The 26653-nt window shown below is 69.2% G+C and carries 28 protein-coding genes; 7 read left to right on the top strand and 21 right to left on the bottom strand.

Annotated elements, in window-relative coordinates:
• Window positions 1-165: 165 nt before the first annotated feature.
• From ACFHNC_RS02720 to ACFHNC_RS02700, 5 genes are all read right to left on the bottom strand, one after another.
• Window positions 166-1311 (bottom strand): mandelate racemase/muconate lactonizing enzyme family protein, encoded by a 1146-nt coding sequence (locus ACFHNC_RS02720; RefSeq protein WP_437167667.1) that lies wholly within the window; start codon window positions 1309-1311, stop codon window positions 166-168.
• Window positions 1308-2285: a Bug family tripartite tricarboxylate transporter substrate binding protein gene (locus ACFHNC_RS02715; protein ID WP_437167666.1), complete on the bottom strand. Its 978-nt coding sequence runs from the start codon at window positions 2283-2285 to the stop codon at window positions 1308-1310. The genes ACFHNC_RS02720 and ACFHNC_RS02715 overlap by 4 nt, the downstream gene beginning before the upstream one ends.
• A gap of 73 nt (window positions 2286-2358) precedes the next feature.
• Window positions 2359-3753: an amidase family protein gene (locus tag ACFHNC_RS02710; RefSeq protein WP_437167665.1), complete on the bottom strand. Its 1395-nt coding sequence runs from the start codon at window positions 3751-3753 to the stop codon at window positions 2359-2361.
• Window positions 3754-3805: 52 nt separating this feature from the next.
• Window positions 3806-4582 carry an enoyl-CoA hydratase/isomerase family protein gene (locus tag ACFHNC_RS02705; protein ID WP_437167664.1) on the bottom strand — a complete coding sequence of 259 codons (777 nt, stop codon included), beginning with the start codon at window positions 4580-4582 and terminating at the stop codon, window positions 3806-3808.
• Complete coding sequence (locus tag ACFHNC_RS02700) at window positions 4579-5226, bottom strand: 3-oxoacid CoA-transferase subunit B (protein ID WP_437167663.1); 648 nt, start codon at window positions 5224-5226, stop codon at window positions 4579-4581. The genes ACFHNC_RS02705 and ACFHNC_RS02700 overlap by 4 nt, the downstream gene beginning before the upstream one ends.
• Before the next feature lie 169 nt (window positions 5227-5395).
• On the opposite strand from ACFHNC_RS02700, the gene ACFHNC_RS02695 reads away from it, so the two are divergent.
• Window positions 5396-5800 carry a host attachment family protein gene (locus tag ACFHNC_RS02695; protein WP_437167662.1) on the top strand — a complete coding sequence of 135 codons (405 nt, stop codon included), beginning with the start codon at window positions 5396-5398 and terminating at the stop codon, window positions 5798-5800.
• A gap of 4 nt (window positions 5801-5804) precedes the next feature.
• On the opposite strand, the gene ACFHNC_RS02690 is transcribed toward ACFHNC_RS02695, so the two are convergent.
• From ACFHNC_RS02690 to ACFHNC_RS02665, 6 genes are all read right to left on the bottom strand, one after another.
• Window positions 5805-6485 carry a 3-oxoacid CoA-transferase subunit A gene (locus ACFHNC_RS02690; RefSeq protein WP_437167661.1) on the bottom strand — a complete coding sequence of 227 codons (681 nt, stop codon included), beginning with the start codon at window positions 6483-6485 and terminating at the stop codon, window positions 5805-5807.
• 38 nt (window positions 6486-6523) lie between these two features.
• Complete coding sequence (locus tag ACFHNC_RS02685; RefSeq protein WP_437167660.1) at window positions 6524-7384, bottom strand: MaoC/PaaZ C-terminal domain-containing protein; 861 nt, start codon at window positions 7382-7384, stop codon at window positions 6524-6526.
• A gap of 2 nt (window positions 7385-7386) precedes the next feature.
• Window positions 7387-9519 (bottom strand): acetate--CoA ligase family protein, encoded by a 2133-nt coding sequence (locus tag ACFHNC_RS02680; protein ID WP_437167659.1) that lies wholly within the window; start codon window positions 9517-9519, stop codon window positions 7387-7389.
• Between the two features lie 107 nt (window positions 9520-9626).
• The gene (locus ACFHNC_RS02675) at window positions 9627-9857 is read right to left on the bottom strand and encodes a hypothetical protein (protein WP_437167658.1); all 231 of its coding nucleotides are present in this window, start codon (window positions 9855-9857) and stop codon (window positions 9627-9629) included.
• A gap of 178 nt (window positions 9858-10035) precedes the next feature.
• Entirely contained in the window at window positions 10036-10683 is a 648-nt protein-coding gene (locus ACFHNC_RS02670) for an acetyltransferase (RefSeq protein WP_437167657.1), read from the bottom strand.
• Window positions 10684-10692: 9 nt separating this feature from the next.
• On the bottom strand, window positions 10693-12195 hold the full coding sequence (locus ACFHNC_RS02665) for a transglycosylase SLT domain-containing protein (RefSeq protein WP_437167656.1): 1503 nt from the start codon (window positions 12193-12195) through the stop codon (window positions 10693-10695).
• A gap of 383 nt (window positions 12196-12578) precedes the next feature.
• Between ACFHNC_RS02665 and ACFHNC_RS02660 the strand changes: the two genes are divergently transcribed.
• Together ACFHNC_RS02660 and ACFHNC_RS02655 are read left to right on the top strand one after the other, a co-directional pair.
• Window positions 12579-13196, top strand: a complete 618-nt coding sequence (locus tag ACFHNC_RS02660; RefSeq protein WP_437167655.1) for a glycine zipper 2TM domain-containing protein — start codon at window positions 12579-12581, stop codon at window positions 13194-13196.
• Window positions 13197-13252: 56 nt separating this feature from the next.
• Window positions 13253-13819, top strand: coding sequence for an ABC transporter permease (locus ACFHNC_RS02655; RefSeq protein ID WP_437167654.1), 567 nt, complete (start codon window positions 13253-13255; stop codon window positions 13817-13819).
• On the opposite strand, the gene ACFHNC_RS02650 is transcribed toward ACFHNC_RS02655, so the two are convergent.
• Both ACFHNC_RS02650 and ACFHNC_RS02645 read right to left on the bottom strand, forming a co-directional pair.
• On the bottom strand, window positions 13737-14309 hold the full coding sequence (locus ACFHNC_RS02650; RefSeq protein WP_437167653.1) for a D-sedoheptulose-7-phosphate isomerase: 573 nt from the start codon (window positions 14307-14309) through the stop codon (window positions 13737-13739). The genes ACFHNC_RS02655 and ACFHNC_RS02650 overlap by 83 nt on opposite strands.
• A gap of 334 nt (window positions 14310-14643) precedes the next feature.
• On the bottom strand, window positions 14644-14775 hold the full coding sequence (locus ACFHNC_RS02645; protein ID WP_437167652.1) for a hypothetical protein: 132 nt from the start codon (window positions 14773-14775) through the stop codon (window positions 14644-14646).
• Window positions 14776-14810: 35 nt separating this feature from the next.
• Here ACFHNC_RS02645 and ACFHNC_RS02640 point away from each other — a divergent pair, with 35 nt between their 5' ends.
• Both ACFHNC_RS02640 and ACFHNC_RS02635 read left to right on the top strand, forming a co-directional pair.
• Window positions 14811-15485 (top strand): hypothetical protein, encoded by a 675-nt coding sequence (locus ACFHNC_RS02640; RefSeq protein ID WP_437167651.1) that lies wholly within the window; start codon window positions 14811-14813, stop codon window positions 15483-15485.
• The gene (locus ACFHNC_RS02635; protein ID WP_437167650.1) at window positions 15479-15985 is read left to right on the top strand and encodes a hypothetical protein; all 507 of its coding nucleotides are present in this window, start codon (window positions 15479-15481) and stop codon (window positions 15983-15985) included. Before ACFHNC_RS02640 ends, ACFHNC_RS02635 begins: the two co-directional genes overlap by 7 nt.
• 171 nt (window positions 15986-16156) lie before the next feature.
• On the opposite strand, the gene ACFHNC_RS02630 is transcribed toward ACFHNC_RS02635, so the two are convergent.
• Window positions 16157-17275: an ATP-grasp domain-containing protein gene (locus ACFHNC_RS02630; protein WP_437167649.1), complete on the bottom strand. Its 1119-nt coding sequence runs from the start codon at window positions 17273-17275 to the stop codon at window positions 16157-16159.
• Complete coding sequence (locus ACFHNC_RS02625; protein WP_437167648.1) at window positions 17275-18660, bottom strand: cytochrome P450; 1386 nt, start codon at window positions 18658-18660, stop codon at window positions 17275-17277. Before ACFHNC_RS02625 ends, ACFHNC_RS02630 begins: the two co-directional genes overlap by 1 nt.
• Window positions 18661-18736: 76 nt before the next feature.
• Here ACFHNC_RS02625 and ACFHNC_RS02620 point away from each other — a divergent pair, with 76 nt between their 5' ends.
• Both ACFHNC_RS02620 and crtD read left to right on the top strand, forming a co-directional pair.
• A complete protein-coding gene (locus ACFHNC_RS02620) occupies window positions 18737-19477 on the top strand; it encodes a hypothetical protein (protein WP_437167647.1) in 741 nt (246 codons plus the stop codon).
• Window positions 19478-19481: 4 nt separating this feature from the next.
• Window positions 19482-20960, top strand: a complete 1479-nt coding sequence (gene crtD, locus ACFHNC_RS02615) for a 1-hydroxycarotenoid 3,4-desaturase CrtD (RefSeq protein WP_437167646.1) — start codon at window positions 19482-19484, stop codon at window positions 20958-20960.
• A gap of 30 nt (window positions 20961-20990) precedes the next feature.
• On the opposite strand, the gene ACFHNC_RS02610 is transcribed toward crtD, so the two are convergent.
• The 6 genes from ACFHNC_RS02610 to pufM form a co-directional block, all read right to left on the bottom strand.
• A complete protein-coding gene (locus ACFHNC_RS02610) occupies window positions 20991-21584 on the bottom strand; it encodes a hypothetical protein (RefSeq protein WP_437167645.1) in 594 nt (197 codons plus the stop codon).
• A 33-nt stretch (window positions 21585-21617) separates the two neighbouring features.
• Window positions 21618-22304 carry a response regulator transcription factor gene (locus ACFHNC_RS02605; protein ID WP_437167690.1) on the bottom strand — a complete coding sequence of 229 codons (687 nt, stop codon included), beginning with the start codon at window positions 22302-22304 and terminating at the stop codon, window positions 21618-21620.
• Between the two features lie 177 nt (window positions 22305-22481).
• The gene (gene crtI / locus ACFHNC_RS02600; RefSeq protein ID WP_437167644.1) at window positions 22482-24026 is read right to left on the bottom strand and encodes a phytoene desaturase family protein; all 1545 of its coding nucleotides are present in this window, start codon (window positions 24024-24026) and stop codon (window positions 22482-22484) included.
• A gap of 19 nt (window positions 24027-24045) precedes the next feature.
• The gene (locus tag ACFHNC_RS02595) at window positions 24046-24483 is read right to left on the bottom strand and encodes a YqaA family protein (protein ID WP_437167643.1); all 438 of its coding nucleotides are present in this window, start codon (window positions 24481-24483) and stop codon (window positions 24046-24048) included.
• A gap of 75 nt (window positions 24484-24558) precedes the next feature.
• A complete protein-coding gene (gene pufC / locus ACFHNC_RS02590; protein ID WP_437167642.1) occupies window positions 24559-25635 on the bottom strand; it encodes a photosynthetic reaction center cytochrome PufC in 1077 nt (358 codons plus the stop codon).
• Window positions 25632-26636 carry a photosynthetic reaction center subunit M gene (gene pufM, locus ACFHNC_RS02585; protein WP_437167641.1) on the bottom strand — a complete coding sequence of 335 codons (1005 nt, stop codon included), beginning with the start codon at window positions 26634-26636 and terminating at the stop codon, window positions 25632-25634. Before pufM ends, pufC begins: the two co-directional genes overlap by 4 nt.
• Window positions 26637-26653: the final 17 nt, after the last annotated feature.

Genomic DNA, 26653 nt, shown 5'->3' with positions numbered 1-26653 from the left:
TTCGCGGCCTCGCCCGCCCTCGGCAGGCGCAGGTCGTGCCCTTGGGCCGGGCGGCCCCTCCGGGGCCTTGGCTCGCCGGACTGCGGGCGGGCCGCCTTCGCGGCCTTGCCCGCCCTCGGCGGGCGCAGGTCGTGCCCTTGGGCCGCTGATATCATAAGGCGGTTATCAGCCCAGCCGCGGGTCCAGCCAAGGGCGGTCCATGCGTTTCCAGGGCGGAATCTCGCCCGGGTTCAGGGTGATGCCGAGCCCCGCCGCCTGCGGAAGCGGCGCCGTGCCCTGGATGAAGCGCAGGCTCTCGCCCTGGACGATGTCGAAGAAGGCCTCCGTCTCCCCATACTGCACTTCCAGCACCAGGAAGTTCGGGATGGTGGCGCAGAGATGCACGGAATGGGCGTGGCAGACCGGGCCGGTGGGGTTGTGTGGCGCGATCTCCACCCCCGCCGTCTGGGCCAGCGCGGCAATTCGCAAAATTTCCTCCAAGCCCCCGGCGTGCTTCGCATCGGGCATCAGCACGTCGTAGCAGCCCGCCTCCACCAGCGGGCGATAGGCGGCGAGGCCGGCCAGGCTCTCGGCCCCCGCCAGCCGCATGCCGCGCGCATTGGCCATGCCGCGCAGGCGGATGATCTCGCGGTGGTTCGCCTCCGCCACCGGGCATTCGAGCCAGAACAGGTCGGCGTCCGCCACATCGCAAATGAGCTGCGCGGCGCCGCCTGGCGAGAAGCGCCAATGCGCGTCCACCATCAGATCCACATCCAGGCCGATGGCGGCGCGGACCGCGGCGATGCGGGCAAGGCCCTCGGCATAGGCGGCGCGGTTGGCCGGCGTGCGGCCATCCTCCCACACCATCGGCTCGAAGGGCGCCAGCTTCACGCCGCCGAATCCCTCCGCCACCGCACGGCGTGCGGCGGCGGCGAAGCCGTCCGGCGTGCGCGGATTGGCGCCGCGGTTGATGTTGGCATAGAGCCGCACCGTGTCATGGAAGGCACCGCCGAGCAGACGGAACAGCGGCTCCCCATTCCGCTGCGCCGCCAGATCGCACAGCGCCTGGTCCAACGCGGAGATCGCGGTCGCCGTCACCAGCCCGCCCGGCGCATGCGGCAGCAGGCGGGCGATGCGGTTGCGGTCGCGTGCATCGGCGCCGCGCCAATTCGCCTCCAGCCGCGAGATCTCGGCCGCCATCAGCGGTTCATGGTTGCCCAGCGTGCATTCGCCGAGGCCCACCAGCCCATCCTCGGTCCGTACCTCGACGAAGCACCAATTGGTTTTCGGCGTGACGTTGAAGCCCCGGAAGGCGATGCCCTCGATCTTCATGTGACGCGGATATTCGCGCGGGCGGCCAGGTCCTTCCACTTGGCGATGTCGCTGCGCACGCGCGCCGCCAGCACATCCGGCCCGCTGGCGATCACCTGCCCGCCGATCAGCTTCACGCGGTCCACCACTTCCGGCATGCGGCCGATGCGCTGCAATTCCGGCACCAGCCGATCCGCGATCGGCCGTGGCAGGCCGGGCGGGCCGAACAGGGCGTTCCAAGCAATGGTCTCGAAGCCCGGCAGGCCGGATTCATGCAGCGTCGGCACCTCCGGCGTATCGGGCCAGCGTTCCAGGCTGGTGACGGCGAGCATCTTCACATCGCCGCGGCGGACGAAGGGCAGGATGTTGACCATGTTGGCGATCAGGAACGGCGTGTCGCCGCTGATCACGCCCTGGCCCATCTGCGACGCGCCGCGATAGGGAATATGCTCCATCCGCACGCCGGCCATCATGCAGAACAGCTCCGCCGACAGATGCGCGGAGGATCCGACGCCGCCGCTGCCATAGTTGAAATGCCCGGCCGGCTGCGCCTTGATCGCCGCGATCAGGCCCGCGACGTCCGCCACCGGAAAGACGCGCGGGTTCACCACCAGCGCGTTCGGCCCGGTCACCAGCAGGGAGATCGGCACGAAGTCGGTTTCGAGGTTGTAGGGCAGGTCCGGGTAGATCGCGGCGTTGATGCCGTTGGACCCGGCATTACCGAGCAGCAGCGTGCTGCCATCCGGCGCCGTGCGAAACGCATGTTCCACACCGACGCGGCCGCCAGCGCCGGGGCGGTTGTCGATGACGAAGGGCTGGCCGAGCGCCTGTTCCAGATAGGGCGCGAACAGGCGGATGGTGGTGTCGTTGCCGCCGCCGGGCGCACCGGGCTCGACGATGCGGACAGGGCGCGTTGGCCAGGATTGCGCATGGGCGGCGCGGGCGGCGAAGGGCGCAGCGAGGGCGGCGCCGAGCAGGGTGCGACGTTGCGGCATGGGTTGTTCTTTCTTCCGGCGTTGCTCCAGCGTCATCATGGCGCCAGATGCGGGCCTGGAACAACCCGTCCGGTCAGCCGGGATCCACGGGGCTGGCCGGCACGCCGGCGGCCTCGATCACCTCGGCCGCGGCGAACAGCACATCCTCCCGGTACCGCCCGGCCAGAAGCTGCGCGCCCACCGGGACGCGGCCGACGAGACCGGTGGTCACCACCAGGCCGGGCAGACCCATCAGCGGCAGGCCGACCTGGGTGAGCTGGGCGTCCATGATCTGCCGGAATCGCGCCGGGCTGGCCACGTCATCCTGGTCCGGGAAGGGCAGCTCGGCGGAGACGGGGGTGATGGCCAGGGGGTAGCGCTCGAAGAAGGTCATCCAGGCGCGGAGGAAGAAGGCGCGCTTCTGCAGCCCGTCCATGAAGGCGTTGAGGTCCGGCTCCGGGCACAGCGCCTCCATCTGGGCGAAGACGAAGCTGGCATCCGGGTCGGCTTCCTGGTGCAGGCTGGCATTCAGGCCGCGGCGGCTTTCGGCCAGCCACAGCATGGCCTGGATCGAGGCGGGTTCGCGCAGGGGTGGGCATTCCACCTCCTCCACCACCCAGCCATCGGCCTCCAGGCGCTTCGCGGCGTCACGCAGCGCGGCCTCCACCTCCGGCACCGTGGCCATGCCCTCGGGGCGGATGCAGAGCGCGGCGCGCTTCTCGACCGGCGGGCCGGCATGGGCGGCATCGACCCACCAGGGGTCGCGGATGTCCCGCGCGCTCATCGCCGCGAAGGACAGGCGCAGATCGCCGATGGTGCGCGCGATGGGGCCGGAGACGGCCATCAACTGCCCGCCCGCGTGCCGCTCCGCCCCCGAGGCATTCCAGGCCGGAATCCGCCCAAGCGTCGGCCGCAGCCCATGCACGCCGCAGGCATAGGCCGGATAGCGGATGGAGCCGCCGATATCCGTGCCATGCCCCACGGCGCCGATGCCGGCCGCGACGCCCGCCGCCGCCCCACCGGAGGAACCGCCGGGCGTGATGCTCGCATCGCGTGGGTTCTTCGTGTGGCCATGGAGGCCATTCCGGCAGAACCAGCGCAGCGAGAAGGCCGGCGTATTCGTGCGTCCCAGCAGCACCGCGCCGGCGCGGCGGAGATTCGCCACCACCGGGCTGTCCTGCTGCGCCACCAGGTCCTTCTGCACGCGCAGGCCGTTGGTGGTGGCGTAGCCCATCTGGTCCGCATTGACCTTGATGGTCACCGGTACGCCCGCCATCGGGCCGGGGTCCTCGCCACGGCCGATCGCGGCATCGATCACCGCAGCCTGCGCCAGCACATCTTCCGGCCGATGGTCCACCACGGCGTTGATAGCGGGGTTCGCCGCATCCAGCCGGGCCAGGGCGTCGCGCGCCACCTCCGTCGCGCTGACCTGACCGCTGCGTACGCGTGCGGCGATTTCGGTGGCTGGCAGGCGCCAATACTCGGTCATGTTGCGGCTTCCCCTTGCGTCGCAGTCAGGCTGCGTCGCAAGGGGAGAACGGTCAACCGCCGCCGAACACCGGCTCCCGCTTCGCCATGAAGGCCGCGCGACCCTCGGCATGGTCGGCCGAGAGGAAGCACATGGTCTGCCAGTCCCGCTCCCGTTCCAGCGCCGCATCCAGACCCTCGGCCAGCATGCGTTTTGTCAGCGCGATCGGCAGGGCGGCCTGGGCGGCGAGACCTGCCGCGACGCGCTGCGCTTCGGCCAGCGCCCCGCCCTTCGGCACCACGCGATCGACCAGGCCGATCCGCTCCGCCTCGGCGGCGTTGATCGGCTCGGCGTAGAACAGAACCTGGCGCGCCCGCGCCACGCCGATCCGCGCCGGCAGGGTGAAGGGCAGGCCGAGATCGGCCATCAGCCCGACCTTGTTGAAGCCCGCCATGAAGCGCGCCTCGGCGGAGGCCACGATGGTGTCACTGGCACAAGCGACCGACAGGCCGGCGCCGACGCACCAGCCCTCCACGGCTGCCACGATCGGCAGGCGCCCGCCGACCATCAGGCGGATGATGCGATGGGTGCGCCGCATCCTCTCCCGCCCCTGCTCCGCATCCCGCACATCCATGCCCGAGATGTCGCCGCCCGAGCAGAAGGTGCCACCAGCGCCGGTGATGACCAGGGCGCGCACGGCGGCATCGCCCTGCGCGGCTTCCAGCGCCTCGAACAACTGTTCGCGCAGCGGCACGGACAGGGCGTTGCGCCGCGCCGGGTAGTCCAGCGTCAGCGTCAGCACGCCACCGTCGCGCGCCTGCGCCACGCGCATCACCGGAGTCTCGCTCATGAATCGGTGTGCAGCACGGCGCCGGTCTGCGCCTGGAGATCGGCGAGCGACAGGCCTTCCGCCAGAATCTCCCGCAGCACGAAGCCGCGGCCCTGCACCACATCCACCACCGCCAGGTTGGTGTAGATGCGCTGCACCGCGCCCGGCGCCGTCAGCGGGTAGCCGCAATTCTCCACCAGCTTCGGCCGACCATCCTTGGTGGTGTGGTCCATCACCACCCACAGCCGCTTCGCACCCGCGGCCAGGTCCATCGCGCCGCCGACGGCGGGTGCCGTGTCGTTCTCGCTGGTGGCCCAATTGGCGATGTCGCCATTCTCCGCGACCTCGAAGGCGCCGAGCACGCACAGGTCGATATGCCCGCCGCGAATCATCCCGAAGCTGTCGGCGTGATGGAAGAAGCTGCCGCCCGGGCGGAGCGTGACCTGCTGCTTGCCGGCATTGACCAGCCAGGCATTGCCCTTCCCGGCCTCCGGCGCCGGACCCATGCCCAGGATGCCGTTCTCGGAGTGCAGGATCACCTCGCGTTCCACCGGCACGTGATCCGCCACCATGGTGGGAATGCCGATCCCGAGATTGACGAACCACCCTTCCGGGATGTCCTGCGCCACCCGCGCCGCCATGCCCTGCCGCGTCACACCCGCCATTGCGTCGTTCTCCTGCCGATCCTCTTGCCGGTCAGCTTATCGCCCCGGCCGGGGTGGTGCCAGGGAGCCAACCGGCTGCCCCGGCGTTGGTGCTGCAGGGCGTCCCCCTTTTCCACCGGCATCTGGCCGGTGGAACTTCGGGGGCGCGATCCGGCCCCAGGAGTTCCCCATGCAGCTTCCGAACAATGCCTATGTCGCCGTCGTCGATGGCGAGAAGCTTCAGCTTTACCGCAACGATGGCGATGCCGGCGCGATGGAGTTGGCCGAGATGCAGCCGCCCGCGGTGGATGCCGACAACAAGGGCAGCGGCGGCCGCCATGCCAGCAGCTCTGCCAATCCCAGCGACAGCCAGCAGGATGAGGATGGCTTTGCGGCCGGCGTCGCCGCGATGCTGAACCAGCAGGTGCTGGCCGGCCATATCGAGAATCTGGTGATCATCGCCGCGCCGCGCACGCTCGGTGAGCTGCGCAAGCACTACCACAAGACCCTGTCGGCGAAGCTGCTCGGCGAGATCGCCAAGGACCTGACCGGGCATTCGATGAAGGACGTCGAGGCGACCGTCACCGCCAACTGAAGCCCTACACCCAGGGCGCCCCGCGCCGGACCTCGATGACGCGCTGGACGAAGATTCCCGGCGTGTGGACATGGTCCGGCGCGATATCGCCGAGCTCCAGCACATGGTGGGTCTGCGCCACCGTCAGGGTGGCGGCCATGGCCATCACCGGGTTGAAGTTCCGGCCCGATTCCCGATAGGTCAGGTTGCCCCAGCGATCGGCCTGCCAGGCCTCGACCAGCGCGACGTCGCCCGGCAGCGCCATTTCCAGGATGTGCTCGCGGCCGTTGAAGACGCGGCTTTCCTTGCCCTGGGCGAGCTTGGTGCCGGCGCCCGTGGGCGTGAAGAAGGCCGGGATGCCGGCGCCGGCGGCGCGCATGCGCTCGGCCAAGGTGCCCTGCGGCACGATCTCCAGCTCCAGCTTGCCGGCGCGGTACAGCTCCTCGAACACCGTCGAGCCGGCAGAGCGAGGGAAGGAGCAGATGATCTTCCGCACGCGGCCTTCCATCATCAGCCGCGCCAGCCCGACCTTGCCGGCGCCGGCATTGTTGGCGACCACGACCAGGTCGCGCGCGCCCTGTTCCAACAGGCCCTCGATCAGCTCGTCCGGCTGCCCGACGGCGCCGAAGCCACCCATCATCACGGTGGCGCCGTCCTTCACGCCTTCCAGCGATTCGGCGATCGACTGGACGATCTTGTTGATCATATCCGCCCTCAATTCCTGTGTTCAGCTAGCGGGTTGGTTCAGCGGGTGCGGAAGGCGCCGTGGCTGATGACGGTCAGGTCGCGCTCCACGACCTTGGCGCGGAAGGCGGCACCTTCCGGCGTCCGCCAGATTTCGGTGCGGATGGTCTCGCCCGGGAAGACGGGGGCGGAGAAGCGGCATTCCATGCGGCCGAAGCGATCCGGGTCGTGGTCGCAAATCGTGGCCAGCAGCGCGCGGCCGACCACGCCGAAGGTGCCGAGGCCATGCAGGATCGGCCGCGGGAAGCCCGCCTTGGCGGCCAGCGCCGGGTCGGAGTGCAGCGGGTTGTGGTCGCCGTTCAGGCGGTAGATCAGCGCCATTTCGGGCCGCGTCGGCAGGTCCAGGGTGATTTCCGGCGCGGAGTCGGGCTCCGCCGCCAGCCGCTTCACCGGCCCGTCCGGCCCGCCAAAGCCGCCATCGCCGCGCAGGAAGGTGGTGTTCTCCACGGTGGCGAGTTTCGCGCCGGTGGCGTCGTCCAGGATATCGCGCGCGGTGTAGAGCAAGGCGCCCTTGCCGGCGCCCCGGTCCACCAGTCCGGTCACGCGGGATTTCCCCACCACCGTGCCGCTGGTGGGCAGCGGGGCGAACAGTTCCACGGCCTGCTCGCCGGCCACCAGCTTTACGGCGTCCACGCCGGTCGCCGGGTCCGCCAGCCAGAATCCGGGATAGCCGAGCACCACCGCCATGGTCGGCAGCGCGCGCATCGCCGCGCCCTCGGTGACGTAGCGCAGCGCCGCACTGTCCATCGGGTCCTGCCCGACACCCAGGGACAGGGCGTACAGTGCACTATCCTGCCAACGAAGCGCCTGGCGGATTTCGGGGATCCGAAAATTCAGCAGAGATTGATAATCGATCGGCATGGTCAGTCCGTCAGTTCGAGGACGGCATCGGCGGCGAAGGCGCCCTGCCCCGCGGGCAGCACCAGCAGCGGGTTGATCTCCGCCGAGGCCAGGCGCGGCCCTGCCGCCGCGCCGAAGCGGGACAGCGCCACCAGCGCCTGGGCCAGCGCCGCCACATCCGCCTTGGGCTTTCCGCGCGCCCCGTCCAGCAGAGGGAAGCCGCGCAGGGATCGGATCATCGCCTCGGCCTGGCTCACATCCACCGGGCAGCGGCGGAAGGCGACGTCCGCAAAAATCTCGATGAAGACGCCGCCGAGACCCACCATCGCCATCGGCCCGAAGACCGGGTCCCGCACCACGCCGAGCGCGATCTCGGTCCCGCCCACCACCTGCTTCGCGACCAGCACGCCATCGATGCGCGCTTCCGGCGCATGGGCACGGGCGCGTTGCATCAGCAGGGCGAAGCCCTCGCGCACGGCGGCATCACTGGCCAGGTTCAGCAGCACGCCGCCGATCTCGGATTTGTGCAGGATGTCGGGCGACAGGATCTTGGCCACTACCGGGTAGCCGATGGCCTCCGCCGCATTCACCGCATCCTCGGCGCTCTGGCAGGCGGCTTCCGGCACCATGGGGATGCCGGCGGCGTCCAGGATGCGCTTGGCATCTGCTTCGTTCGGCGCGCGGGCGGGCAGCCGGATCGGCGGCAGGGTTTCGGGCGGAATTGCAGGCTGGGCGAAGGCTTCGCCGAAGCGGCCCATTACGGCCAGCGCCACCACGGCCCGAGAAGGATCCTCCATGCACAGGAAGCCATCCGCCTCCCACTCCCGCACCCGCTCCAGCGGCGCCAGGATGGACAGCAGGAAGATGCGGTCCGGGTGTGCATCCAGCACCTTCTTCAGTTCCGCCCGCAGCCTTGGCGCCATGGAGGGGCTGGCACCCCACTGGGTGAAGAAGGCGATGACGCTGGCATAGCCGCCATCGGTGACCATGGATTCGGCGAAGGCGCCGATCACGCTCATGTCGTTGAAGGCCTGCGCGGTGCAGTCCACCGGATTGAGCGGCGAGGAGAAGGGCACGAGCGCCTTCAGTTTCGCCTGCGCCTCCTCCGGCATCGGCGGCATCGGCAGGCCCACGGCCTCCGCCGCATCCGACATCAGCACCCCGGCGCCGCCGGAAATCGTCACCACGCCAAGCGAGTTGCGCTTTGGAAAAATGCCGCGCTGGGCGACGTAGCAGACATCCAGAAGCTCTTCCGTGGTGCGCGCGCGGTGCACGCCGAATTCGGCCAGCACCGCATCCATCACCCGGTCATCGCCGGCGATGGAGGCGGTGTGGGATTGCGCCGCCGCCTGGCCGAGCGCGCTGCGGCCGACCTTCATCATCACCACCGGCTTTTTCGCAGCGCGGGCAGCTTCCAGCGCCGCGATGAAGCGCGGGCCGTTCTGGATACCCTCGGCATAGGCGGCGATGACCTGCACCTCATCGCTCTCCGCCATCCAGCCGATGATGTCGGACAGGCCCAGATCGGCCTCATTGCCCGTGGTCACCAGGACGGGGGTGGCGATGCCGCGGTCCCGCGCGGCGGCGAACAGATGGCTGCCATAGGCGCCGGACTGGCTGGCGATGCCGACACCGCCCATCCCGGGCAGCGCCTGGCGCGGCCAGCCATTCTCGAAGCTGGCGGAGAAGATCGGGAAGTAGCCGAGCGTCGCGTTGAACAGGCCGAGGCAGTTGGGGCCCAGCAGCCGCATCCCCGAAGGCCGCGCCGCCTCCAGCAGCCGCGCCTGCATCGCGGCACCCGCCTCACCCGTCTCCGCGAACCCGGCGGTGAAGACGATGGCCGCGCCGCAGCCCCGCGCACCGAGATCGGCCACGGCCTGGATCGCGGCTTCCCCGGGGATGGCCACGATCGCCGCATCCGGCGCCTGTGGCAGGTCGCCCACGCTGGCGAAGGCCGGGACCCCCTGCACCGTCGCCCGGTTCGGGTTCACCGGCATCAGCGCGCCCTCAATCCCCTGGGCAAAACCCTGGGAGAGCATGTAGGCCAATGGCCGCCCGCCGATGCGGGTGGCGTCGTCGGACGCACCGACCACGGCGACGGAGCGCGGCCGCAACAGCCGATCGAGATCCCGGAATGCCAGCGACGCCTCCCCCATCAAGTCGCCGGCAAATTGCGGGAGTGGCGGGGGCGGGGCAAGCCCGGCCCGCCGATATCGAGGCGGTCGCAGCCCGCACGGGTCGCGTGATAGTGCCCTGAGGGGCCTCAGCGGATCAGCAGGCCGAGCCCGACCATCAGCACCAGCAACACCAACCCGGCCCGCACCGCGGTCATCAGGTCGCTGGTCTTGCTGGCTGGGCCAGTATCCTCATCCTCCCATCCGGAGGAGATGACGGGGTATTCGGGACGTGCGGGCGTTTCCTCGGCCCCTGCCGTGCGGTCCGGCCGGGTGGCGGGCGCGTGACCGGTTTCCGCGAGTTGCGCGGGCGGCCGCAATCCAAGCAGATCGCGCTGACCCCTGGGGATTCTGGAACCTGTTTCCATGGCCCGGGAGTATTTCCATTTCGCAAGGAAATTTCCAGCACCCGGTGGTTACAGACTCACTTTTTTGCGACGCACGAAACGCGCCGCCGGGCACCGACTGCAATCCAGACGTGTCTCGCGATGCCCGTGCTCAAGTCTTTCGCGTGGCGCCTGGGCCAGAAAGCCGCCGCGCCGGCACGCCGCCCAGCCGTGCACCATCCGGCACCGGCCCCGCCACCGCGGCACCCGGCGCCACCAGGGCATCGGCGCCGATCGCCACCGCCGGTCGCACCACGGCGCCAGCCGCCACCAGCGCCCGCCGGCCCAGCGAAACGCCGCCGCACAGCACCGCGCCGGGGCCGAGATGGGCGGCATCCTCCAGCCGGCATTCATGCTCCACGATGGCGCCGGTATTCACCAGCACCAGCCGCCCCAGCCGCACCAGCGGGCCGAGCAGGGCGCGGGCCATCACCTGGCTGCCCGCACCGAGGACGGCGGAGGGCGAGACCAGCGCTGCGGGATGGATCAGCGGCGGCAGGGTGAAGCCGGCGGCCTCGCAGCGCGCCCCGAGGGCCTCGCGGGCGGCATTGTCACCGATGGCGATGACCGCCTCGGCCAGGCCCTGCGCCCGCAATGCGGGAAGCAGGCTGGTGCTGCCGAGGATCGCGCAGCCGAGCAACGGCCCGGCGTCCGGGCCGCGACCCAGGCCATCATCCAGCAGCCCGGTGATGGGCTGGCCGCAGGCGCGCAGTGCCTCGATCACTACCAGCGCATGGCCGCCCGCGCCGATGATCAGCACGGGCGTCGTTCAGACGCCGGGCGCCACCACCATGCAGGCGCCCTGGCCGCGCAAGCGCTCACAGGCCTGTTCGGCGGCGGCGCGGTCCGCCAGCCCGGTCACCCGCGCCCGGTACAGGGTGGAACGCCCCTGCGGCACCGGCTGGACCTGGGCCTGGGTGCCGGCGGCGCCGACCCGGCTGCGCGCCTGGCCGGCCGCGTCCCGCGCCAGATTGGTGGAGGCGAAGGCACCGACCTGGATGCCCCAATTGCCGCCGCCCGCCGGTGTGGTGGCAACAGCCCGGCGCGCCGGCAGCGTGCTGGCCTGCGCCTGCGGGATCAGCCCGAAGCCGCGGGAGGGCGGAGCCGAGGCAACCAGGCCCGGCGGATCGACCCGCACGAAGGGCAACGTCTGCGGCTGCAGCGACGCGACGGAGGGCGCGAGCTGGCGCGGTTCGGGCCGCGGTGGCGGCGCCATCGCCAGACGCGACGCGGCCGGCGGCGGTGCCATCGGTGAGAGCTGCTCCGTGGCGACACCCCCATAGCTGCTGAAGCTGCCCGGATCGCCAGGGCTGTCCACGGGCTGCATCCGCGTCACCTGCGATGACACCTGCTGGAAGCTGGCGAAGCTGGTGGCTGGCGGCGGGGTGGCGGCGTGGTCGCCGGGGCTGGCGATCGGCTCCATGCGGGTCTGGAAATCGCCCAGGCTCGCCACCGGCGCCATGGCCACCACCGTGCCCGGAATCGCGCTCGGACTCGTGCCATGGGCGGCGGCCTGGGACACCATGAAGCCCCCGGCGGAGGCGATCTGCGTCGGCGCCGAGTAGCTCTGCGTCGAGCCATCCGGAATCGGGTCCATCCGCACCACCGGGCCCGGCGGCAGGCTGGCCACCTGGATGCCCGGATCCACCGCGCGGCGCTGGTCGCGCAGCGCCAGCATGGTGGCGGTGTCGCCGCGGCGCGGGCCGACGGGGATGCTCAGCGGGATTTCAGCGGCGGCATAGACCTCCGGCGCCGCGCGGCGGCCCGGATGCGTGCCCTGGATGCGCGGCCCGATGCGGGCGACGTAGTTGCGGGTTTCGGCCGGCAGGCCGCGACCACCCCACAGATAGTCCTCGAGCCGTCGCGGTCCGGCATTGTAGGCCGCCAGGAAGCCCGGCGCGCCGTACAGTTCATACATCTCCCGCAGATAGGCGGTGCCGGCCATCAGGCTGTCCCACGGATGGTAGGGGTCGGAACCGAGGCCGTATTTCGCCCGCAATTCGCGATAGGTGCCGGGCATCACCTGCATCAGGCCCATGGCGCCGACGCGGGAGGTGGCGGAGACGCGACCACCGGATTCCTGGCGCATCACCTCCCGGATCCAGCGCTCCGGAATGTCGAAGCGCTGCGAGGCCTGGGTGATGTAGGGCCCCCAGGGGTCGTGCGACGGGCCGGGCGGGTCGTAGCTGTGCGGCCGCGCCCACTGCGAGGATGCTGTGGACGGCGATTGTGTCACCGCCCGTTGCGTGGTCTGGCCGCAGGCGGCCAGCATCCCAAGAATCAGGCAGGCCGCCAGAGGGCGCCCCATAAGCCCCCTCGGGCCCGCAGCGCTGAACCGGTTCATGCCCAGGATCTCCGTCGGTTGCGGGTGCCGATCCCGAGGCCTGCCCCCCCGGCCCGCGCATCGCCCCCTAGCGATGCACCGGCCCAGGCCAACCCCGACTTCCGTCCCGTCGTTCAAGTCCGCTCGCAAGTATCTAAGGAATTGCCTAACCCATTGCGACCGGCTGAGGCAAGGACGAGATCATGGCAGAACCTGCCCGGATCGCGCCTTGATGGTGGAACAACCTTCGCGCAAACACTATTTCTGAGGCTTGTACGCGACCATTCCGGCACCTGACCCTGCCGCACATCTTGCTGAGAGGTAACGTGACCATGCGCCTGACACCCCTGCGTCTGACCACCGGGCGCCTGACCCAAAGGCTGATCCCAGCCATCGCCGCGCTGGCCCTGGTGGTCACCCTGCCGGCCTGCGCGCCGCAGCAAACCGGCAGCACGGTGCGAGCCGGCACGCTGGGCAGCGCCGCCTCCGTCTCCTACGGCACCATTGTCGGCAGCCGGCCGGTGCAGGTTGGGGGCGGCGGGTCCGGTATCGGCACCGTGGGCGGCGCGGTGGCGGGCGGCATCGCCGGCAGCTTCATCGGCGGCGACACGCGCTCCAACCTCCTGGCCGGGCTGGGCGGCGCGCTGCTCGGCGGCCTCGCCGGCACCGCGGTGGAAGGCGGCATGACCCGCGGCACCGCCATCGAATTCGTGGTGCGGGAGGATCGCGGCGGCGATATCGCCGTGGTGCAGACGAACGAGGAAGGGCTTCAGGCCGGCGATCGCGTGGTGATCACGCGCGGTGACCGGGTGCGCCTGTCCCGCGCCGCGGGCGGCCCGCCGCCGGCGTCCTACCTGCCCCCGCAGGGCTACCTGCCGGGTGCCGGAAGCGGGGCGCAGGTCTCCAGCCCCTATGGCTCGCCGCAGGGCAATCGCGGCGCGGTGAAGTAGCCGGGCGCCGGCCAAAGCTCTGGCCCGGCCTAGCCCGCCGGGCTATGAGCCGCCGCATGCTGGACCAGACCGCTGCGACGATGCCGGCCTATCATGTCGACGCGGCAGACCCGCAGCGGCTGCGGAAGGCGATCGAGGATGTGCGGTTGGGCACCAGCCGCTGGCGCCTGGCCTTCACCCTGGCCTGGCTCGATATCAGCAACCGCTACCGTGGCTCGGTCCTCGGCCCGTTCTGGCTGACGCTGTCCACCGGCGTGATGCTGGCCGGCCTCGGCCTGCTGTATGCAAGGCTGTTCGACCTGCCGCTGCGGGAGTACCTGCCGCATCTGGCGGTCAGCCTGGTGATCTGGAACGCCATCAGCCAGATGGTGAACGACAGTACCACCAGCCTGATATCGTCCGAGGCCATCATCCGGCAGTTGCCGCTGCCCTACACCGTGCATGCGCTGCGCTGTGTCATGCGGAACGGTATCATCGCCGCGCACAACCTGCCGCTGATCCTTCTGAGGGCGCAGCAACCAGGCAGCATGCTGAGGCTGTTCAGCCCACCGCGAACCGCTCCTCCACCGCCGCGCAAAACCAGTGATATAGCGCCAGATGCACCTGCTGAATGGCCGGGGTGAAGCGGGAGGGGACGGCCAGCAGGTGGTCCGACACCGCGGCCAGCTTGCCGCCGCCCTGCCCGGTCATGCCGATGGTGGTCATCCCGATCCTTCGCGCGGTCTCGAACGCCTGCACCATATTCTCCGAGTTGCCGGAGGTCGATAGCCCCAGCAGCACGCCACCCGCCTCGCCATAGGCCTCGACCTGGCGGGCGAAGACGCTGGCGAAGCTGTAGTCATTGGCCCAGGCGGTCAGGATGGTGGCGTCGGCGGACAGGCAGATGGCCTTCAGCGCCCGGCGCTCCTTCAGGAAACGGCCGACCAGTTCCCCCACGATATGCTGGGCATCGGCCGCCGAGCCGCCATTGCCGCAAACCAGCAACGGCCGCCCCGCCACCAGGGCGGCGACGGTAGCCTCCACCGCCGCCTCCATCACCGGATCCAGGCCCTGCGCGCGGGTGGCGGACAGCAGGGCCTCGGCCTCCGAGAGCCAGGCATCGAGCGTGATCATGGGGTTGGTCCCTTCAGCCAGCCGTTGCCGCGGGCGCATAGAGCAATTCCACGTCAGGCGGAACCGCCAAGGCGCGGGGGACGGCCGGGACCCGGGCGCCGGCGCCCCGCTTAACCAGGCTTTCAGTGCCGCGCTGGTAGCCTTCCGCCGGTTCAACCCCGGCCAAGGAGTGCCGCATTACGCTTTCGGCGCTTCCCAACGCCGCCGCCGCCGTCACCGACAGCATCTTCACCTGAACCTTCCGCGCCACCGGCGGGGACAGTTGGGGCGGGCTCCTGGTCGAGGATTTCACCCGCTACGTCGTCGGCAGCACCCTCGGCACGGCGCATGGCAGCTACACCATCGTCGCCGCCGCGCCGCAGGGCACGGATCTCGGCACCTTCGGCATGGAGGAGGGCTGGATCTCCGTCGGCTGGTACCGGGACAGCACCGGCGTCTGGATGCTGACCCGGCTGGGCGAGGCCACCGCCGCCGGCTTCGCTGGGCTGGGCAGCGAGGTGGATGCCGCCTGGACCGGCAGCGCCTGGGAGAGCTTCCGGGCTGGGCGGCGCCGACCAGGCCGATGTCGACAACCTGGCCGACAGCCTGTTCACCTGGTCCTTCACCGCCCATGGCGGCGACATGATGTTCGGCACGCTGCTGGGAAAGGGTGCGGCCTGGGCAGTCGGCGACACCTTGGCCACCGCGCATGGCGTGTATCAGATCCTGACCAGGGCCGCCCTGGGACAGGACCAAGCGCAGGCCGCCGCGGCCGGCACTGTCCATACCACCCGCTACTACGATGCCGCGGCGCGCACCGACTTCGCGCTGGAAAGCGGCGGGGCGGGGCCCACCGGCTATGCCGGGCTGGGCAGCGAGCTGGACCGCGCCTGGACCGGCAGCGCCTGGGTCCTGGTGGGCCAGGGTGGAGCGCTGCAGGCGGACCGCATCCCGGATGTGGTGCTGGGTTGGACCTTCCTGGCGCGGAACGGCGACACCTACACCGGCCATCTCATCGGGCACAGCACGGCCTGGGACGTTGGCGACCAGTTGGTGATGCCGCGCGGCAGCTACACCATCACCTCCGAGACCTCGCTAGGCGGCCAGATCTTTGCGGATGCCACGGTCTGGACCACGGGGGATATTTCGACCACAGCGCATCGCGGCTGCTGCCCAGCTATTCCAGCGCGGTGCTGAACGGCGCACCGAGCGGCTATGCCGGCCTGGGCTCCGAATACGACTATGCCTGGCATGGGCGTGTCTGGGATGATTACGGTCGGGCCGGCGCCGTGCTCGCCTCCGTCGAGCCCAGCGCCATCTTCCGCTGGCGGTTCGACGCCAATAATGGCGACTATTACACGGGTTGGGTGATCCAGAACCTGGATGTCTACGACCCGGGCGACGTCATCGCCACGGCGCATGGCCGCTACACCATTGAGGCGGAGGATCCGTGGACCGGCAGCCAGGCCTTCGGCACCGTCTGGACCTACACCTACTTCGACGCCTCGGCCAACCAGCTCATGCCGACCTATCGTTGGAGCACGCTCGGCGGCGTGCCGAGCGGTAGCCGTGGCCTGGGCAGCGAAGCCGACTTTGCCTGGAACGGTCGATCCTTCTCGGATTTCGGCCAGGGCGGCGCCAGACAGGCCTTTGCTTCAGCCTCTACTTCTGGCGGTGCGGATGAGCTGTTCGGTTGAGGCTCGGCTAAGTGACCGTTTGAGAATGCCGGCGGCTGAGGACCCGCAGGTGAATTTTCGTCCCTGCAAGGCGCCGGATGCAGCCGATGCTGGTTGCATCGGCAAATCCGGCAACACAGCAGGGGCGGAAAAGCACCGTGGGACCGACCCGCCGGTGTTTTCAAACGGTCACTAAGCATACCAGCCGACATCCAGTGTCGCGACCTCTCCGAACGGCACGCGCTTCTGCGCCGCCATGCGGATGATGGGCCAGGTGGTCCAGGGCATGGCCAGCAGCGGCATCGGGTCCCGCGCCTGCCAGCAGACATCGCGCGTGGTCAGCAACTGGCGCAGGTTGCGCCGGAAGGGACCGCCACGGAACAGCGAAAGCTGTGTCTCCGTCAGGCAGGACCAGAATTGCTGCAGGCGGGTTTCCGGCCTGTGGCACGGCGGCGGGGCGTCGGGGTCCACCACGGCGCGGGCCAAATCGGCAGATTCGAAGAAGTGCAGGCCGCTGGTGGTGCGCGGGTTGCACTCCAGCCCCCAGGGGCGCCCGGCTTCGTCCACGATCAGGTCGAAGGCGATGAAGCCGGACCAGTTGGCGGCGGCGGCGAAACGGCGCACCCAATCCTCGATGGCGGGATGCGCCACACGTTCAAACGCCACGGCGACGGAGCCGGACATCTGGATGCCCCGATAGACCGTGGTTGCCAGCACGCGGCCCTGATGCGCCAGGGAGCAGGTGCTGAACTCCGCCCCGGCGACGAAGCTCTGCACGAGGCACGGCACCTCCGCCGAAGGCAGCGCCGCGCCCTGCGGCAGCAGCATCACGCCACGGCCGGAGCAGCCATGCACCGGCTTCACCACCACGCGTCCTGCCGCTACGATCGCCTGCGCGCCGGGATCACCGAGCGGCGCCGAATCCGGTACGTCCAACCCGTGCGCCCGGGCGAAGGCGACGAAGCCCCCCTTGTGGTGCAGCGGCAGCAGCACATCCGGCGGCATGGTCAGCACGCGGACGCCGGCGGGCAGCAGCGGCGGCAGGTGCGCGACATGCATCGTCTCCTCCGACACCGGCAGCACCAGCTCCACCGCCTCATCGCGCACCACCTGGGCGAGCGCGGACAGGTAGGCCTGCTTGCCGTCAACGGGTGCCGGCACGCGGATGGATTTTGCCACGGCGCGGGAGGAGCCGCAGAGGTGTCGTGCAAAAGGCTCCGCGACAACGACGCGCCAGCCGATCTGCGAAAAGCCGCGCGCGAGGTCGAGCGCCTTAGGCAGGCGGCCCAGCGTCAGCAGCACGGTGGGCATCAGGCCGCCGTCACCCGCATCTGGATCTGCCGCGCCGGCCGCGTGGTCAGCCGCGCGGCCGGGCGTACATCCTGCGGTTCCACCAGCGAAAAATCGAAGCGGCGGAACAGGCGGGCGATCAGCAACACCGCCTCCACCGTCGCGAAGGCGGCGCCGGCGCAGATGCGCGGGCCGATGCCGAAGGGAATGTAGGCGCCGGCCGTCAATTCCGCCTCGCGTTCTGGCAGGAAGCGGTCGGGGTCGAAGGTGTTGGGGTTGGTCCAGTAGCTTCGGTGCCGGTGCAGCAGCCAGGGTGCCACCATGATCAGCGCGCCGCGCTTCACGCGATAGTCGCCAATCCGCGTCGCTTCATTGGCGATGCGCGGCAGGAAGGTGATGGGCGGGTAGAGACGCAGCGTTTCGCGGAACACGTTGCGGGTGAAGACCAGGCGCTTGGTGTGCTCGAAGCCTATCGGCCCGTCACCGCATACCGCCGTGATCTCCGCGCGCAGCCGCGCGACGTAATCCGGCCGCGAGGCCAACAGATAGAAGACCCAGGTCAGCGCGCTGGCGCTGGTCTCATGGCCTGCCAGGAACAGCACGCCGAGCTGGTCGATCAGCTCCTCCCGCGTGAAGGCGCGGCCTTCCCCATCCCGCGCGGCGACGACGGCGCTGGCGATGTCATCGAAGCTCTGGCCGGCGTCGAGGTGGCTGCCCAGCAATTCGCCCAAGCTGCGGCGGATCAGCGCGCAGCTGTCCAGCACGGCCTGGGTCTGGGGGATGCGCGTCCAGGCGCGGTCCATGATCAGGCGGCGGATTTCCACCTGCGCCACGCTGCGTTCGAAGAAGGTGAAGGCGTCGAACACCTCATGCGCCACGCGGGATTGCAGGCTGGTGGAGAAGACGGAGCGGCAGATGATGTCCGCCGTCAGATGGCTCATCGCCAGGTCGAGCGAGAAGACCTCCTGCGAGGCCGCGGTCTGCCCGAGTGTCGCTTCCGCCGCCTCGATCCCGGCTTCCATGCAGGGGAAGGCGCGGTTCACGCGCATCAGGGTCAGCGCCGGGTCCATCATCTGGCGCTGGCGCTTCCAGGTGGCGCCGGAACTCACAAAAATGCTGTCGCCGATCAGCGGCTCCAGCGCATTCACCATCAGGTCCGATTTCGGGAAGATGCCGTCCGGATCGACCAGCACGTGGCGCACCAGCTTCGGCTCGTTCACCACCACGATGGACCGGCGCGAATAGCCCAGCGGGCCGATCGGCATGGTGTAGGCCTCGGTCGGCAGCAGGCCGAGCAGGTCTCCCTCCCCTTCCAGCAGCGCGCGGAACAGCGCCACCACGGGGGAGCGCGGCGTGGGGTGCGGCGGCACGAAATTGCGCGCCACGCTGGCGCCAAAGCCTTCCATCACCGTCATTTCCTCGCCTTGCAGCGGCAACTGTCAAGTGGCATTGTCACTTTCTGTCAAGGGAGGAGAACAGCAGATGGTGTTGATGCTGTTCCACAGCCTGGTCATCGCGCACATCCTGACCGGCGTGACCGGCGCCATCGCCTTCTGGGTGCCGGTGATCGGCCGCAAGGGTGGCGCCAACCATCGCCGCTGGGGGCGCATCTTCACCTTCGCCATGCTCGCCACCGGCAACTTCGCAGTGGCGATGAGCCTGCTGACGCTGGCCGACCCCTTCGGCACGCATCCGCACCTGGCCGCCGACTACGATGCGCCCTTCCTGCGCGGCATGTTCGGCTGGATGATGCTGCATACCGGCATCCTGACCATCAACCTCGCCTGGTATGGCTGGCTCTGCATCACCAGCAAGCAACGCCACGCGGCAAACCGCACGCCGTTGAACCTGGCGCTGCAATACGCCGTGATCGCCGCAGCGCTGGTCTGCGCGGTGCAGGGCTGGATCATCGGGCAGAATTTGATGATCGGCATCGCGGTGGTCGGCATCGCCACCGGACTGACCAATCTGTGGTTCCTGCACAAGCCGAGCGCGACGCGGACCGATTGGCTGAAGGAGCACATCAAGGCCTTCGTTGGCGCCGGCATCTCCGTCTACACCGCCTTCATGGCCTTCGGCTCCGTCCGCATCTTCCCGGAGCTCGCGCTGCATCCCGGCATGTGGAGCATCCCGCTGATCGTCGGCCTCGCGCTGATCATCTGGCACCGGCTGGAGGTGGAGCGGCAGGCGCGCAACCGGCAGCGTCTGCGCGCGGCGGCCTGACGCGATGCATGTCGTGGTGATCGGCGCCGGCATCGGCGGCCTGTCGGCTGCGGCGGATCTGGCCCGCCAGGGTGTGCGCGTCACGGTGCTGGAACGCGCGGCGACGCCGGGCGGCAAGATGCGGCATGTGCAGGCCGGCGGTGCGGCCATCGATGGCGGCCCCACGGTCTTCACCATGCGCTGGATTTTTTCGGGTTTGTTCGAGGATGCGGGGCGGCGGCTGGAGGATGCGCTGGTGCTGCGCCGTGCGGATATCCTGGCACGCCACGCCTGGCGCGAGGGCGGGCGGCTGGACCTGTTCGCGGATATAGACGAATCCGCGGAGGCCATCGGCGCATTCGCCGGGGCGCAGGACGCGCAGGGGTTTCGCGATTTCGCCGCCCGCAGCGCGGACATTTTCCGCACGCTGCAACACAGCTTCATCGCGGCGCAGCGGCCCTCCCCGCTCGATCTTGTGCGGCGCGTCGGGCGGCTGGATGCGCTGTGGCGCACGGCGCCCTGGGCGACGATGTGGCAGGCGCTCGGCAGCCACTTTCGCGATCCGCGGCTGCGCCAGTTGTTCGGCCGCTATGCCACCTATTGCGGCTGCTCCCCCTTCCTCGCACCCGCCACGCTGATGCTGGTCGCGCATGTGGAACAGGACGGCGTCTGGCTGGTGGAGGGCGGCATGCGAGGCGTGGCCGACGCCATCCGCGACCTTGCCGAAAGCCAGGGCGCCAGCTTCCGCTTCAACGCGGAGGTGGAGGAAATCCTGGTGCAGAACGGCCGTGCCGCCGGCGTGCGGTTGGCGGGTGGGGAGACGCTGGCGGCCGATGCCGTGGTATTCAATGGCGATGTGGCCGCGCTCGGCCAGGGGCTGCTCGGCGGCGCCGCGCGACATGCGGCGCGCGATACGCCGCGTGCCGCGCGGTCCCTCTCCGCCGTCACCTGGTGCATGAATGCGGTGACGCACGGCTTCCCGCTGACCCACCACAACGTCTTCTTCGCCGAGGACTACGCCGCCGAATTCGCCGCCATCTTCCGCGCCCGCCAGATCACCGAAGCACCCACCGTCTATATCTGCGCCCAGGATCGCGGCCACGCCGAGGTGCCACCCGGCACGCCCGAACGCCTGCTGCTGCTGGTCAACGCCCCCGCCGATGGCGACCTGGCCGACCTGTCGCCCGATGCGCTGGAGCAGTTGCAGCAGCGCAGCCTGGATCTGCTGCGCCGTTGCGGCCTGATGATTGAGGCGACCCCCGGCAACACCACCACGACCACGCCGGCCGGCTTCCACAGCCTGTTCCCCGGCACCGGCGGCGCGCTGTATGGCCGCGCCAGCCACGGCGCCACCGGCACCTTCGCGCGCCCGGGCGCCGCATCGCGCCTGCCGGGTCTGTTCCTCGCCGGCGGCTCCGTCCATCCGGGGCCGGGCATTCCCATGGCGGCCATGTCCGGCCGGCTGGCAGCGGCACGGGTGCTGGAGGTTCGGCCGCGCCGCTGATTCGCGCGGATGCCGAAGTCCGCCGCTAGTTCAGGCCGCGCCATCCGCGCGGCGCGAGGCACAGGTGCGGGCAAGCCGGCGCCGCCTGGCAGCGGTGCAGACCAGCAGGGCGGCCATCAGGGCCAGCGGAACACCGAACAGTCCGATCGAGGCCGGCTCGGGCACCGGGGCAGGTTCCGGCTGGGCCAACGGGCGCCCGCCTTCGACATGCTGTGCTCCCTCCCGGTACGCGATGCCTGGAGCAAATATGCTGGGGCCGGTCAGAAGGAGGTCCATTCCCTCGCCGATCAGCGTCGTGGCGGCCACTTCCCCGTCACCGCCGGCCTCGGCCACACCATCACCAGCAAGCAGCCGACGCCCGGTCTCCATCAGCGCATTGGGCAGGCCGAGCGTCTGGCAGACCAGGAGCGTGCCGCCCGTGGCCGCGGCACCCGTGGCCATGGGCGCCGAGACCTGTGCAATCCGCCGGCTAGCGCCGATGACCCGCCAACTGCCATCGACGAACTCGGTCGGCGAGGCGGCCTGCGGCGCGCTGCCGGAAGCCGGCCCCGCACCGCTTCGCCCTGACGGCCGCTTCCGTGCGAGGAGCCGGCAGATGAGCGGCGCAAGATCCAGCGCGCTCATGTCACGAACTCAGGAAGGGCATCGGGCGCATCATCATGCGGCCTGGTTCAGGCGGTAGCCGTCGCGATTCGTCAGCAGCAAACGTGCGTTGGCCGGATTGTCCTCGATCTTCTGGCGTAGGCGCCAGATATGGGTCTCCAGCGTATGGCTGCTGACTGCGCTGTTGTAGCCCCACACCTCCATGAGCAGCGTGTGCTTCGCCACCGGCCGTCCATCCGCGGCATGAAGATACTTCAGAACGGCAACCTCCTTGCTCGTCAGCCGGATGGTCCGGTTGCGGGCGCGCTCGAACAACTGCTTGGCGGAGGGGCGGAACGCATAGGGCCCGATGGTGCGCACGGCCGATTCCGTCGTGGCGGAAATCCGCAGATGGGCCCGGAGGCGTGCCAGCAGTTCCGGCATGCTGAATGGCTTGAGGATGTAATCATTGGCGCCGCTGTCGAGGCCCGCGACGACATCCGCCTCGTCACTTGCCTCGCTGAGCAGAAGGATCGGCATGTCGAAGCCTTCAGACCGCAGGCCGCGGCAGGGCTCGGGGCCATCTGCCGCGTTGAGACCCGTATCGATCAGAACCGCGCTGCAGCCGCCCGCCGAGGCGCGAAGGAAGACCCTGGCTTCCGCGCCGTCATCGGCCTGGTGGACGGAGAAGGAAGGCGCCAGGCCCTCGGCGAGGCTGGCACGCAGGCGGCGATCGCTGCAAATGAGCAAGACCGTATTCATCTGGAGACCTTTCCCGCAAAAAAACTTCTTCTCCATCAGCATACGGCCGCAGAAGATCTGCACACCTCACATCCGTGGGAGAATTCGTCTTAAATTGCGGTATTTGTCTTTTTTAGGGACGTCGCCGGTAGCCGTGCCCTGCCGGCGGTGCGTTGCCGCCGGCCAACACCGTTCAGCTCAGGCCGTCTGTTGAGACCGCAGCCGCGATCCTGCCAGCGTGTCGCCATGCGGCACCACCTGGTCCAGGATGCGCGCCGAGGACACCACGCCCGGGACGCCGGCGCCGGGGTGCGTGCCGGCGCCGACGAGGAACAATCCGGGCAGATCCTCGCTGACATTGTGCGGACGGAACCAGGCAGATTGGAAAAGCTGCGGTTCCAGCGAGAAGGCCGCGCCCTGCACGGATAGCAGCCGGTCGCGGAAATCCTGCGGTGTCAGGATTCGGGAGGTGACGAGGCTCGCACCCAGGCCGGGCAGCACCGTGTCCTCCAGTCGCTTTTCGATGGCGGCGCGGTAGGGTTCGGCATGCTGCGCCCAATCCGTGTTGCCACCGAGATGCGGCACCGGGGACAGCACATAGAAGCTGTCGCAGCCAGGCGGGGCGAGGGACGGGTCGGTGGCGGTGGGCCGGTGCAGGTACAGCGAGAAATCCTCCGACAGCACCTTCCGCTTGAAGATGTCCGTCAGCAGTTCCTGGTAGCGCGGGCCGAGCACCATGGTGTGGTGGTAGACATCCTCGAAGCGCCGATTGGTGCCGAAATACCAGACGAACAGGCTCATCGAATAATTGGCGCGCGCCACCTTCGCATCGGTCCAGCGCCGGCGCTTATGCTCCGAGAGCAGTTTCGTGTAGGTCCAGCCGACATCGGCGTTGGAAATGACGATGTCGGCCGCAAGGGTCTCGCCGCTGGCCAGGCGCACGCCGCTGGCGCGGCCGTCCTTCACCGTGATCTGTGCGACCTCCGTGCTGGTGCGCAGCGTGCCACCGAAATGCCGGATCAGCCCCAGCAGTCCGTCGACCACCGCACCCATGCCACCCATGGCGTAGTGCACGCCATGCAGCCGTTCCAGATGCGCGATCAGGCAGTAATAGGCGGTGGTGTTCAGCGGGTTGCCGCCGATCAGCAGCGGGTGGAAGCTGAAGGCGATCCGCAGCTTGTCGTTGGTGAAGTAGTCGCTGACCTTGCTGTAGACGGTGCGGTAGCCTTGCAGCCGCAGCATGTCCGGCACAGCGCGCAGAAGCGTGGACAATTGATGGAAGGGCTGGTCGGCGAGCTTCGCGAAGGCGACCTCGAAAATCTTCTCGCTGTCGGCGATGAAACGGTCGAAGCCGGGCAGATCCTCCGGCGCTATCCGGGCAATCTCGGCGCGCGTTGCCACCAGATCGGCGCTGCAATTCATCACCGTGCCGTCGTCGAACCGGATCTGGTAGAAGGGGTTCATCGCGCGCAGGTCGAGGTCATCCGCCATGCGGCGCCCCGCGAGCGTCCACAATTCTTCCAGCAGGTACGGCGCGGTGATGATGGTGGGGCCGGCGTCGAAGGTGAAGCCATCCTGCCGATAGACATAGGCGCGGCCGCCAGCCGCATCCAGCTTTTCCACCACCGTCACGCGCCAGCCACGCGCACCGAGGCGAATGGCAGCGGCTAGGCCGCCAAACCCGGCGCCGATGACCACGGCATGCGGGCGCGTGTCCCGGTGCAGATCCGTGCCGTCCATCATGCTGCGTCCTCCCTTCCGTTCAGGTGAGGCCGAGCGTCACCAGCGCAAGCACCACATAGCGTCCGGTCTTGGCGATGGCGACCAGCAGCAGGAAGCGCCAGAACGGTTCGCGCATCACGCCGGCTGCCAATGTCAGCGGATCGCCGATCACCGGCGCCCAGCTCAGCAGCAGCGACCAATGGCCCCAGCGACGGTACCAGCCGCTCGCGCGTTCCAGCGCCGAGGGTTTCACGGGAAACCAGCGCCGGTCCTGCCAGCGCAGCAATTGCAGGCCCAGCGCCCAGTTGATGACGGAGCCCAGCGTATTGCCCAGGCTCGCCACCGCCACCAACAGCCAAACGGGCTGCCCGCCCAAAAGCAGCAGCCCGACCACCAGCGGCTCCGATGCCATGGGAAGCAGGCTGGCGGCGCCCACCGCCACCGCAAACAACCCGAGAAGTTCCAGCGCGCCTGACACGGGCCTTGCTATGCCCGATTGCGCGCCGGATGCAAACACGGCAGCCAGGCCGCGCGGGCCTGGCGCCGTGCCAGTTCACTGCGGTGTCGCCACCGAGGCGGCCCGCAGCGGACCCTGGGAGACCATGTTGAGCTCCGGATAGTCCTGCAGCATCGGGGCACCGTAGAAGGGCCGGTTGGCACCCTGGTGGCAGGTGGCGCAGTTCACCTTCAACGCATCACCGGCCGGACCCACGCGCGGCATGTGCGGGCCTTCCGCCGGCCCGCGCGGATTGGCGGCCCAGAGCGGCGTCAGCGGCACGATGTAGTCATTGTTGATGTCCCGCACCATGCGGATTCCGTGCCAGGCGTTGAGCCGTGCCGGCGGGCTGGTAGACCAGTTCGCGAAGGATCGGCTGTTGTGGCAGAAGGTGCAATTCACGCCGAGACCCTGGCTCATGTGGATCATCAGCGAGTAGACCCAATCGGTTTCATTGGTGCTGACGGTGTTGCCGTTCGGGTGGGCCGCCGTGCTGATCACGCGGATCTCGCGGTCCTGCAGCAGGAAGGGCGTGAAGGGCTCGCCGGGCAGGGAGCTGAGATTGGCCACCGGTGCCGGGGTATTCTGCCCGCGCGGTGCCTGAAGCCCGTTCTGCGGCAGGATGGTGGAGGCCCAGACCTCCGCCGGCACCGGGCGGCCCCGGTGGCAGGTGTAGCAGGTGACGCCGGCATCACCGACATGCGCAGTCCAATCCACATTGATGGTGCGCGTCATCTGCAGCATCCGGCGCGACACCACCTTGGTGTAGATCTCGTCGGACGCCATGTTCTCGACATTGTGGCAATAGGCGCAGCCCTGTTCGGGTGCGATCCACTCCGTCATCGACGCCATGATGCGGTTGAACTGCCCGACACTCAGCTCACCCAGCACCTGGACGTTCTCGTAGATCTCACGCGCCCTTTCGCCATCCGTCTCGGCGGCCTCGGGCGCCTCGGGAACGCGGTTGGCGGCAAGGCGCACCGCCTGGGTGCGCGGGTTGACCACCTGTTCCATCGCGGTGCCGCGGAAGCCCACTTGGGTCGCGTTGACCGGTGGCCGTTCGAAGGTCATCAGCACGATCACGACGCAAAGGGCTGCGGCGAAGACCAGGCCGACGCGTGCGGTGAGGCTCATCGAGGCGCTCCTTGCATCGGGGCAGCGAGGGCCGGATCGATGACCGGTTCCCAGATCTGCGGATAGGCCGGGGCGAAGTGGCGATCGACCGCCCAGAGATACCAGTTATCCACCACCGTGCCGGTCAGCAGGATGCCGATGCCGCCTGTCAGCGGGCAGAGCACGGCGAACCACCAGGCCCAGCGATGGATGCTCTCGAAGCTGGCATTGAAGCCCATGCACCAGCGCCAGAACAGCGCACCACGTTCGGCCGCCGTGCCACGATCCAGCACCAGTTCGATCTCACGCTCACCGCCATAACGGCCAAGTGCGAGAATGGTCGCGCCATGCATGGCGAATAGCAGGGTGGAGCCATACAGGAAGACGATCGAGAGTGCGTGGAACGGGTTGTAGAACAGGTTGCCGTAGCGGATGGAAAACGCTGCGGTCCAGTCAAGATGTGGGAAGATGCCGAAGGGCACCGCCTCCGCCCAGGACCCCATCAGCACGGGGCGGATGAAGCCCAGCACCAGGTAAAGCCAGATCGCGGCGGCGAAGGCCCAGGCCACATGCGTGCCCATGCCGAGCGCCCGTGCGCGGCGATAGGTGCGCGCCCACCACAGCAAAATCGAGACCGTCAGACAGAAGCCGGCGACAATCCACCAGCCGCCTTCACGCAGCGGCGGAATGCTGAGCCCGTATTCAGCCGAAGGCGGCTCCAGCGCCAGCCAGAAAAGCTGGCGGATGAACTGGACGACGTCCCAGTTCACGGAGGCGAGCATGTTGAGGCCGATGATCTCGAAGGCGATGAAGCCGAAGATGATCGACAGGACACCGAGTGTACCGAGATAGACCGGCCCGACCTGCGCATCGCCGATCTTGCCAAACAGGCTGACGAATGTGCCCTGCGTTTCGCGTTCTGAATTGCCCGCGAGCAGCTGGGCGGTGCCCATCGGCGTGCCCGGATAGGGCACCGGCCCCCGGACCTGCACCCGGGTAAAGAGGTTCTGATATTCAGGCATCTGCGTAATCCCCCCTT

The organism is Falsiroseomonas sp. E2-1-a4 (genome assembly GCF_051433165.1).
Classification (GTDB): Bacteria; Pseudomonadota; Alphaproteobacteria; order Acetobacterales; family Acetobacteraceae; genus Falsiroseomonas.
This window is presented reverse-complemented; position numbering and strand designations above follow the sequence as displayed.

Excerpts from the sequence above, each read along its gene's own strand:
- ACFHNC_RS02665 (WP_437167656.1), bottom strand. The coding sequence starts at position 12,195 with ATGCTGGCCGCCTGCGGCCAGACCACGCAACGGGCGGTGACACAATCG.
- ACFHNC_RS02650 (WP_437167653.1), bottom strand. The coding sequence starts at position 14,309 with ATGATCACGCTCGATGCCTGGCTCTCGGAGGCCGAGGCCCTGCTGTCC.
- crtD (WP_437167646.1), top strand. The coding sequence starts at position 19,482 with ATGCATGTCGTGGTGATCGGCGCCGGCATCGGCGGCCTGTCGGCTGCG.
- ACFHNC_RS02605 (WP_437167690.1), bottom strand. The coding sequence starts at position 22,304 with ATGAATACGGTCTTGCTCATTTGCAGCGATCGCCGCCTGCGTGCCAGC.
- pufM (WP_437167641.1), bottom strand. The coding sequence starts at position 26,636 with ATGCCTGAATATCAGAACCTCTTTACCCGGGTGCAGGTCCGGGGGCCG.
- ACFHNC_RS02695 (WP_437167662.1), top strand. The coding sequence starts at position 5,396 with ATGCAGCTTCCGAACAATGCCTATGTCGCCGTCGTCGATGGCGAGAAG.
- ACFHNC_RS02710 (WP_437167665.1), bottom strand. The coding sequence starts at position 3,753 with ATGACCGAGTATTGGCGCCTGCCAGCCACCGAAATCGCCGCACGCGTA.
- ACFHNC_RS02680 (WP_437167659.1), bottom strand. The coding sequence starts at position 9,519 with ATGGGGGAGGCGTCGCTGGCATTCCGGGATCTCGATCGGCTGTTGCGG.
- ACFHNC_RS02630 (WP_437167649.1), bottom strand. The coding sequence starts at position 17,275 with ATGCCCACCGTGCTGCTGACGCTGGGCCGCCTGCCTAAGGCGCTCGAC.
- pufC (WP_437167642.1), bottom strand. The coding sequence starts at position 25,635 with ATGAGCCTCACCGCACGCGTCGGCCTGGTCTTCGCCGCAGCCCTTTGC.
- ACFHNC_RS02715 (WP_437167666.1), bottom strand. The coding sequence starts at position 2,285 with ATGCCGCAACGTCGCACCCTGCTCGGCGCCGCCCTCGCTGCGCCCTTC.
- ACFHNC_RS02610 (WP_437167645.1), bottom strand. The coding sequence starts at position 21,584 with ATGAGCGCGCTGGATCTTGCGCCGCTCATCTGCCGGCTCCTCGCACGG.
- ACFHNC_RS02625 (WP_437167648.1), bottom strand. The coding sequence starts at position 18,660 with ATGGAAGGCTTTGGCGCCAGCGTGGCGCGCAATTTCGTGCCGCCGCAC.
- ACFHNC_RS02655 (WP_437167654.1), top strand. The coding sequence starts at position 13,253 with ATGCTGGACCAGACCGCTGCGACGATGCCGGCCTATCATGTCGACGCG.
- ACFHNC_RS02720 (WP_437167667.1), bottom strand. The coding sequence starts at position 1,311 with ATGAAGATCGAGGGCATCGCCTTCCGGGGCTTCAACGTCACGCCGAAA.
- ACFHNC_RS02640 (WP_437167651.1), top strand. The coding sequence starts at position 14,811 with ATGCCGCCTGGACCGGCAGCGCCTGGGAGAGCTTCCGGGCTGGGCGGC.
- ACFHNC_RS02685 (WP_437167660.1), bottom strand. The coding sequence starts at position 7,384 with ATGCCGATCGATTATCAATCTCTGCTGAATTTTCGGATCCCCGAAATC.
- crtI (WP_437167644.1), bottom strand. The coding sequence starts at position 24,026 with ATGATGGACGGCACGGATCTGCACCGGGACACGCGCCCGCATGCCGTG.
- ACFHNC_RS02660 (WP_437167655.1), top strand. The coding sequence starts at position 12,579 with ATGCGCCTGACACCCCTGCGTCTGACCACCGGGCGCCTGACCCAAAGG.
- ACFHNC_RS02690 (WP_437167661.1), bottom strand. The coding sequence starts at position 6,485 with ATGATCAACAAGATCGTCCAGTCGATCGCCGAATCGCTGGAAGGCGTG.
- ACFHNC_RS02700 (WP_437167663.1), bottom strand. The coding sequence starts at position 5,226 with ATGGCGGGTGTGACGCGGCAGGGCATGGCGGCGCGGGTGGCGCAGGAC.
- ACFHNC_RS02620 (WP_437167647.1), top strand. The coding sequence starts at position 18,737 with ATGGTGTTGATGCTGTTCCACAGCCTGGTCATCGCGCACATCCTGACC.
- ACFHNC_RS02705 (WP_437167664.1), bottom strand. The coding sequence starts at position 4,582 with ATGAGCGAGACTCCGGTGATGCGCGTGGCGCAGGCGCGCGACGGTGGC.